Source organism: Acetoanaerobium sticklandii (assembly GCF_000196455.1).
Taxonomy (GTDB): domain Bacteria; phylum Bacillota; class Clostridia; order Peptostreptococcales; family Filifactoraceae; genus Acetoanaerobium; species Acetoanaerobium sticklandii.
Window position 1 is genome coordinate 2,360,957 of record NC_014614.1, and the last position, 9,044, is coordinate 2,370,000.

5 protein-coding genes and 2 rRNA genes (1 of these 7 cut by a window edge) are annotated in these 9,044 nt (G+C 37.5%); all 7 read right to left on the minus strand.

What is annotated here, in order from left to right; translation table 11 throughout:
- Positions 1-17: 17 nt before the first annotated feature.
- Entirely contained in the window at positions 18-980 is a 963-nt protein-coding gene (locus CLOST_RS11320) for an ABC transporter permease (RefSeq protein WP_041487210.1), read from the minus strand.
- Between the two features lie 93 nt (positions 981-1,073).
- On the minus strand, positions 1,074-2,792 hold the full coding sequence (locus tag CLOST_RS11325; protein WP_013362463.1) for an ABC transporter substrate-binding protein: 1,719 nt from the start codon (positions 2,790-2,792) through the stop codon (positions 1,074-1,076).
- Positions 2,793-3,276: 484 nt separating this feature from the next.
- The gene (locus CLOST_RS13820; RefSeq protein ID WP_013362465.1) at positions 3,277-3,723 is read right to left on the minus strand and encodes a DUF1292 domain-containing protein; all 447 of its coding nucleotides are present in this window, start codon (positions 3,721-3,723) and stop codon (positions 3,277-3,279) included.
- 141 nt (positions 3,724-3,864) lie between these two features.
- Positions 3,865-6,216, minus strand: a complete 2,352-nt coding sequence (nrdJ, locus tag CLOST_RS11335; protein ID WP_013362466.1) for a ribonucleoside-triphosphate reductase, adenosylcobalamin-dependent — start codon at positions 6,214-6,216, stop codon at positions 3,865-3,867.
- Between the two features lie 199 nt (positions 6,217-6,415).
- The gene (locus CLOST_RS11340) at positions 6,416-6,994 is read right to left on the minus strand and encodes a GNAT family N-acetyltransferase (RefSeq protein ID WP_013362467.1); all 579 of its coding nucleotides are present in this window, start codon (positions 6,992-6,994) and stop codon (positions 6,416-6,418) included.
- Between the two features lie 125 nt (positions 6,995-7,119).
- Positions 7,120-7,236, minus strand: a 5S ribosomal RNA gene (gene rrf / locus CLOST_RS11345).
- Between the two features lie 45 nt (positions 7,237-7,281).
- Positions 7,282-9,044, minus strand: a 23S ribosomal RNA gene (locus CLOST_RS11350) (it continues 1,155 nt past the right edge of the window).

The window sequence follows — 9,044 nt, forward strand, 5'->3', positions numbered from 1 at the left end:
TTATCCTAAGCCCTCCCTTATTTCAATCTTACTCTAGGATCTACTGCTGCATACAAAATGTCAGATAGTAGGTTTCCAAGTAGAACTAGTACCGCCATGAACATATTGAAGCCCATCATAAGAGGATAATCTCTTTTACTAAGAGCTCCAAGCGCAATTTTCCCTATCCCTGGGAATGCGAAAATCTGCTCAGTAATCATTGCTCCTCCAAAGAGGCCCGGAAGCATTAATCCTAGTATAGTAACAATTGGAATAAGTGCATTTCTAAGAGCATGTCTGTAAATAACAGTCTTTTCGGATAAACCCTTTGCTCTTGCCGTTCTAATATAATCTTGCTTTATTACTTCAAGCATAGAGGTTCTAGTGTATCTCATCAGAGACCCAACCCCTGAAAAAGCTAGTACTAGTGTTGGCAGTATAAGGTGTTTGCCCACATCTGCCATAGCTGCGAATCCTGTAGCATTAAGTCCTGCGGTTCTCATACCAGAAACAGGAAGTATATGTAAATCTATTGCGAAAATTTTAATCATAAGTAGTCCTAAAAAGAATGCTGGCATAGATATTCCTATAAGAGCAACAACAGTAGCTCCCATATCGAATTTCGAGTATTGCTTAGTAGCTGAAATGATGCCTATTGGTACTGCTAATATAATAGATAATAAATATGAAAATGCGGATAAAATAAATGAATTCCAAACATAATCGTTAATTACTGATGTAACTGGCTTAGAAAATTGAAGTGAATCTCCTAAATTACCTCTAAGAGCATCTCCAGCCCATCTGAAATATCTAATGTGTAGCGGCTGATCAAATCCATATAAAGCCTTTAGCTCTGCAACCTTTTCAGCTGATAGATTTTTACTTAAGTTTGCATCTATAAAATCTCCTGGAGCTAGTGCAAACAAACCAAATATAATTATCGATAATCCAAGTAAAATCGGAATCATCTGTAACACCCTTCGTGTTATGTACTGCCTCATTAACTATAAGCCTCCTTTTAATAAAAGACCCAGCCATTATAGACTGGGCCTTGCCTAAATTCATCTGGTCATTTTATTAAGTTGCTTATTTCACTATTCTTTGATTGTTACTTTCCAAAGGTCTTTAGTGAATTCTTTATATGGTGTAACATGGAAGCCTTCAAGTCTTGAGTTTGCAGCCCACATGTCACTTCTTTGATATACTATAATGCATGGTAATTCATCATTTAATACTTTGTAGATTTCTGCATAAATTGCTTTTCTCTTTTCGAAATCAGTTTCCTTTGAACCTTGAACAAATAACTCATCTACTTTTGTACTTCCGTAGTTGTATTTATTTTGTGGTCCTCCAGTTTTATAAACGTTTGAAGAATCCCCTGGGTCTGGAGTTAAGCCCCAAGCCATAAACCACATTTCAGCTGAGAAGTTGTTTGTTTTCTCAGTTAATGTTGGGAAGTCAACATACTCAACCTTTAAATCTATTCCAAGCTGTTTGTAAGATTCAATCATAACAGGAAGCATGATATCAAGTACTGGATGGTCTGCCATTCCTGTAAAGAAGATTTCAAACTTTTCTCCATCTTTATATCTAAAACCATCATCTCCCATAGTCCAGCCAGCTTCATCTAAAAGTGCAGCCGCTTTTTCCATGTCATATCCGTATTCATTGATACCTTCTTCAGAGTAAGACCATGCAACTCTTGACTGAGGTACATTAAGTACATTACCAAAAGGTCCATAAATTGCTTCAACTACATCTTTTCTGTTAAGAGCATAAGCAAGTGCTTGTCTTACTCTCTTATCTGAGAATTTAGGAAGAGCGTTGTTCATACCTAAATATCCATATCCATTTGTAGGGAAACGATGAAGATCAACGAAACCTGCACCTTTTAACTGCTCTACGTTTTCAATACTAACATCCATCATTTCAACATCTGTCTGTCCACCTAAGAATGATTGCATTGCAGTTGATTTAGCTGTAACTGTAAAAATTACATTTTTAACTGCTGGCTGTCCCTTCCAGTAATGCTCGTTAGCAGCAAATGTTACAGATTGTCCTTCTTTATACTCTACCATTTTATAAGGACCAGATCCCATTGGCTTAGTTAAAAGAGCTTTTACACTAGAAAGGTCTCCCTTAGTGTAATTTTCACCATAATAAGCTTTTGGTACTATGCCGCCTGTAAAGAAGTAAATTACTTCAGCATTTGGTTCTTCTAAAGTAAACTCTATTGTCTTATCATCTATAACCTTGATACCTTCAATAGATGTCGCTGAACCGTTTTTATAATCATCAAATCCAACAAAGCCGTATTTACTCATATCTGAGTCGCCATCGTAATTAGGATCAGCTAAAAGAAGATATGAAAACTCAACGTCTTCTGCTTTAACATCTGTTCCATCAGAGAACTTGATGCCATCTTTTAGCTTGAATATGTACTTGTTATCGTTTTCCACTGTCCAAGTAGCAATACCTTCATCTACTGGTTTACCTTCATCATCAACCTCAACTAGCTGCTCAAATATCATTTGATTTACATACATATCGTAGCTTGATTGACGGAACTGCTCCATAAATTTACCACTAAACTCTGTCATACCTACTACTATAGTATCTTTTCTATCTAGAGCTTGCTGTGGATTCTTTGAAGGATCCTCTGCTTTGTGGATATCCACTGTTTGTGTTGTTAAATCTGCTTTTTCAGCAGCTTGTTCTGGTGCAGCAGCCTCTTGTCCTCCGCCACATCCGCTTAGCACTAGCATACCTGCTAAAGCCAAAGCCATTAAAGACTTAATCTTAAAACTTTTCAAATTTACTCCCCCTTTTCGAATATTTAGAATTTTTTACATATAAAAATTATTTCTTTCATATTACTAAAACCTGATGATAGTGTCAATATAAACATATTTTACATTTAATTATAATCTTATGTAAAAATTTCGAATTATATAAATAATTGTTTTTATACCTAGAACAGTTTTTTTATAAAGAATTCTAAATTATATAAATATTTCGAGACTATTTGCCTATAAATTATTTTAACTACAATTAAATAAGACTCATTTTCTTTTCCCATTGTTATATTTTTGTCCGTCTCTAAAATACACATACAGAGCTTTGTATAGCTTCAATATCAAAGTGTTAAATTTTCTTCATATTTTTCTAGAACAATTAAAATTTTCTTCCTTAAATGCATACAGAACTTGTCATTGTTTCTGAAAGCCTTGTTTCGTCGCAATAAAAAACACCTCAGATATTATAAATATCCTTGGTGTTTTTGATTTTAAACTGTTCTTACTCTTCGTCTACTTTCTCAAAATCTTCGTCTCCGAAAATTTCCCAGAAAGTTTCTGAAACCTTTTTGAACTCCTCATCATTTTCGATGTTTTCAAGATTTAATTCTTCTCCGTCTTCTTCATAAGTGTAAAGTAACACTCTGTCATCATCAAAAGGAAGAAGTGCTATATATTCTTTTCCTTCAACTTCAAAAATTCCAACTACTTCGCATTTCACTTCTTGGCCATCGTCTAAAATTAAATCTAGAGTTATAGGCTCTTCGTCTTCATCGTGGTGATGATGTCCGCAGCATTCATGATCTTCATGACCATGGTTTCCGCAGCATCCTTCATGATGATGGTGACCATGGTCATGAGTGTCGTGTCCATGCTCCTTGTCATGATCGTGATCATGAGTATGTTCTACAGTTCCGTGCATATGTGTGTGCTCATGCTTCTTATCCATATATACCTCCTAATATTTTTTATGAATTTCAAATTATCATAAATAGTTTTTTTCTACTATTTAGTTTACCCAATATATTCTAACATATCCAAACATTTATAAAAGAAGTATTTTTAAATTAAATAAATTTTTTCTTGTTTTTTATCTAATTGGGCAAATTCCACTATCACAGCCATCATTTGAAAGTTCATATTCTTTTTCTTCATTTTCATATTTTGATATAAGAGAGGGCACAAATGGTTTCATTATAGATTTTCTTCTATTATATTCTTCCTCATCAATGGATTCATAAGGAAGAAGCTCGTAAAAACTATCGTCTAGAGGTAAGAAAGAAATTGCAACTACCTCATCCCAATTATCCCATACCCACTGCTCTACAGCTTCCCACTCTTCATCTCTTACATGCACTGTAATAGAACAATTATGGTCTACATAGCTTTCCATAAATAGCTTGTAATTTTCAAGCTGCTCTATTGCTGAAATATCATACTTCGTCTTACCCATAGGAGATTTAACAGGAAACTCAACAACCTTGGTTGCTGGATTAGCTGGATCTTGACCTACCTCAGGATGAACTGGGTATCCTAGCTCTTCACACACTTTTAATAGCGGGTCCGATGATGAAATTCTAACTCTTCTAATAAAAAATGGCGAATGAGAGTAATGAACTCCACTTGAAACTGTAGGAAGCTGAGATAAGGTTCCTTCTGGCTTCACTGTAGTCATCAGTATTGGAGCAGTTTGTCCTAGCTCCTTAGCATAATCATTTGCTGCTTTATGAGCTTCATCTCTAAGCTTGCTTAAAAGCTCTCTTTCTTCATCCTTAGTCATAGCAAGCGCATTAACCATGTCTTGCCATCCTGTTAAGGAGCATCCAATAAGCTTGTCTCTTTGCTGTACCATATCCCATTTTGGCAGTTCAAGTTCTAGTAAAGTCATTCTATATCCTGCTCTAGCAGAAAGTCTTTGTGCCTGTAATAACCCCTCTAAATCCAAGGTGTTATCTTCTTTTACAAAAGCAAAAGCATTTATTGTTGTTAGATTGCAAAGTCCTTTTGTATCAAGCAATATCTCTCCACACGGATTTACACCATTCATATTAGGACGTCTTTTAATTGCTGCCTCTGCATTTATGAACCCTGGTTCTCCACTGTATCTCATTTTCTCAAGCTGCCATCTTAGTTGTTCTCTAGATGGCTTCTTTGTATAATAAATAGAATTATTGCTCATTTGTCTGTGTGAAATACTTTGGTCTATAGTCCACTGTCCATCTTGCTGAATATATAACTTTGATTTCGCATCTATGCAAGTTTTATCATCTTGATCAATTATAACCATTTCCGCTGTTCTTCTTACTCCACCAACTACCACATTTTCACCGATAATATTAGCTATATCCAAGCAGTCTATTGGCTCTAGATTAACTCTTTTATGATTAAGAGAAATAGCTTTTTTATGAATTACTTTATCAATCTTAATAAACATCTGCTTAAGACTGTCATGCCCAGATGCTGTTCCACCAAAGGTTCTTAGCATTTCGCCTTTCTTTCTTACATTAGAGTAATCCATTATTATAGTTTTTACTTTTCTGTAATCGTGTCCACTCAATAAATTAAAGAAAAACTCTAATGATTGTACCCAGCCTTCTTTTGAGTCACCTACTATTATTTCTACTTCGTCTTCAGATACGAACTTAAGGCTCGTATTCTCCATTCTGTCATTTGGCTCAATAGGAGTATAATCTTTGTGAATCAGCTTATAATCAGTTCTGATTTTTGGAATACTTTTCACATCATCCTTTAATACTCTAACCCCTACTCCTGCTCCAATCATTAATAAATAAAACAAATCCTTAAAAGACTCTAGAGAATCTATTATTTCAAATGCACAATTATAGTTTGCCATAGGATAATATTTTGAAACCTCAGTGTTTCCTATCCAAAATGTACGTCCTGATAAAAATTGTCTAAGATTAAAAATATTATCAAAGAGCTTTTGAGCCTCTTCAGCTGAAGTCTTAACAATCCCTGTGTTATATTCAACAGCTCTTCTTACAGTCTCCCACCAATATTCTCTTCTACTAATGTCTTTTAAATATCTAGAATAAGTTCTATAAAATACAAAGTTTCCAAGCTCACCCATAGGTGATGGTTTATGCTTATATGGACTAATAAATTCGTCTGTGATTAGAGGATGCTCTACTTTTTGCTTTTTAGGTCTCGTCTTATCTTGCTCACTTCTATATATAATATAGCTCTTGGCTACATCTTTTCTAGGACTTTCCATAAGCATGATTTCTACCATATCTTGAATTTCATCTACTCTAACAGGTACTCTTCTTTGCTCAAAATCCTCTGCTATTCCATTAGAAATCATTAAGCTTAAAGCTTCATCTATACCTTCAATAGTTTCACTCATTGCTTTTTCTATAGCATTTTTTATCTTTATCTTGTCAAATTCTACTATTCTTCCATCTCTTTTTTCTACTTTCAAGCTATCGCCTCCAGTTCCGTTTACAAAGCACAATATATGGTTAGTTTTTTTATCTATAAAACATTCTACCACAATATATAGTGTTGTCTATAGCTTTTATAGAATGTGTGGACTAAAATATAAAATTTGTGGATAAGTAAAAAAATCTCAATAGTTATATACCATAACCATCAAGATTTTTATCATAATAATTAAATATTTATTTTTTAACTTGGTTCTTCTTTTTTACTATATCTGCTATAACAGGTGATTTAAACTCACTAGCTAGCATATCCATATATATAGTATCGAATTTTTGACCAGCTATTATTTTAGTTTCTCTAAGTCTTCCTGCTTCTTTAAATCCCACTTTTTCATAGCATGATATAGCAATTTTATTATAATCGTATACCTTTAAATACATATTGTGAAAATTTAATATATTAAATCCAAAATCTAGAATCAAATTTAAAGATTCTTGTCCATAGCCTTTGCTTTGATCTTCTTTTTTTCCTATAAAAACTCCTATTTCAGCACATCTATTTAGAGTATCTATATTTAATATACCTATATTCCCAACCAAAGTATGTCTTTGCCTATCTACTATCGCGAAGTTATATTCTGTATTTTGAAGATGCGCTAATATCTCTCTTTCTTTTTCAGGTGTTATTATTTTAGATGCTGTCATTAGCCCTATGCTGATATCCAAATCATTAAGCCATCTCGTATAAAGCTCATAATCCTCTTGGTTAATAGGTGATAGATAGCATAGCTTACCCTCTATTTTTTTATAGTACATTACAGTCCCCCCTTTAGCCTTTCTGTACATAAGTTTTATACATTATATTACGTATGCCATGCTATATCAATATCTTTTATTTTTTTGCATTAAAAAACCACAGAAATCATATTCTGTGGTTAGTCAATTGGCTACGTCCTACTCTCCCGGGACCCTGCGGTCCAAGTACCATCGGCGATGAAGAGCTTAACTGCTGTGTTCGGGATGGGAACAGGTGTATCCTCTTCTCTATAATAGCCATATTGTTAGTGTTTGCACACTAAAAACTGCATATCATAATCCTAAGTTAGGTCAAGTCCTCGACCTATTAGTACTCTTAAGCTCAATACATTACTGCACTTACACCTAGAGCCTATCAACCAGGTAGTCTTCCTGGGGTCTTACCCTTGCGGAGGGAAATCTTATCTTGAGGTTGGCTTCGTGCTTAGATGCCTTCAGCACTTATCCATTCCGCACGTAGCTATCCAGCTGTGCCACTGGCGTGACAACTGGTGCACCAGAGGTGCGTCCATCCCGGTCCTCTCGTACTAAGGACAGATCCTCTCAAATTTCCTACGCCTGCGACGGATAGGGACCGAACTGTCTCACGACGTTCTGAACCCAGCTCGCGTACCACTTTAATGGGCGAACAGCCCAACCCTTGGGACCTACTACAGCCCCAGGATGTGATGAGCCGACATCGAGGTGCCAAACCTCCCCGTCGATGTGGACTCTTGGGGGAGATCAGCCTGTTATCCCCAGGGTAGCTTTTATCCGTTGAGCGATGGCCCTTCCACGCGGTACCACCGGATCACTAAGTCCGACTTTCGTCCTTGCTCGACCTGTATGTCTCGCAATCAAGCTCCCTTTTGCCTTTACACTCTACGCACGATTTCCGACCGTGCTGAGGGAACCTTTGAGCGCCTCCGTTACATTTTGGGAGGCGACCGCCCCAGTCAAACTGCCCGCCAAGCAGTGTCCCAGATGAGGATTCACTCATCGTGGTTAGAATCCAGATAGTACAAGGGTGGTATCCCAAGGATGGCTCCAGCAAAACTGGCGTCCTACTTTCAAAGCCTCCCACCTATCCTGTACATATACTACCTAAATCCAATGCTAAGCTACAGTAAAGCTCCATGGGGTCTTTCCGTCCTGTCGCAGGTATCCGGCATCTTCACCGGAATTACAATTTCACCGAGTCTGTTGTTGAGACAGCGCCCAAATCGTTACGCCTTTCGTGCGGGTCGGAACTTACCCGACAAGGAATTTCGCTACCTTAGGACCGTTATAGTTACGGCCGCCGTTTACTGGGGCTTAAGTTCAGTGCTTCGATTGCTCTAACACATCCCCTTAACCTTCCAGCACCGGGCAGGCGTCAGCCCCTATACTTCACCTTGCGGTTTAGCAGAGACCTATGTTTTTGGTAAACAGTCGCTTGGGCCTATTCTCTGCGGCCTCTTCATGCGTTAACACTAATGAGGCACCCCTTCTCCCTAAGTTACGGGGTAATTTTGCCGAGTTCCTTAACAACAGTTCTCTCGCTGGCCTTGGGATTCTCTCCCCACCCACCTGTGTCGGTTTGCGGTACGGGCACCTTTTATCTCGCTAGAAGCTTTTCCTGACAGCGTGAAATCAACGACTTCGCTACTAAATTTCGCTCCCCATCACATCCCAGAATTGTAACCGCGGATTTGCCTGCGGCTACTTCCTCAATGCTTGGACACACAAATCCAACTGTGTGATCGCCTATCCTTCTGTGTCACTCCATCACTCAAACGATAATTGGTGGTACAGGAATCTACACCTGTTGTCCATCACCTACGCCTTTCGGCCTTGGCTTAGGTCCCGACTAACCCTGAGAGGACGAACCTTGCTCAGGAAACCTTGGGTTTTCGGCCTGGATGATTCTCACATCCATCTCGCTACTCATGCCAACATTCTCACTCGTATACAGTCCACTGCTCCTTACGGTACAGCTTCAGCCCGTATACGACGCTCTCCTACCACTCATACATAAGTATGAATCCGTAGCTTCGGTAGTGTGTTTGAGCCCCGGTAATTTTCGGCGCGG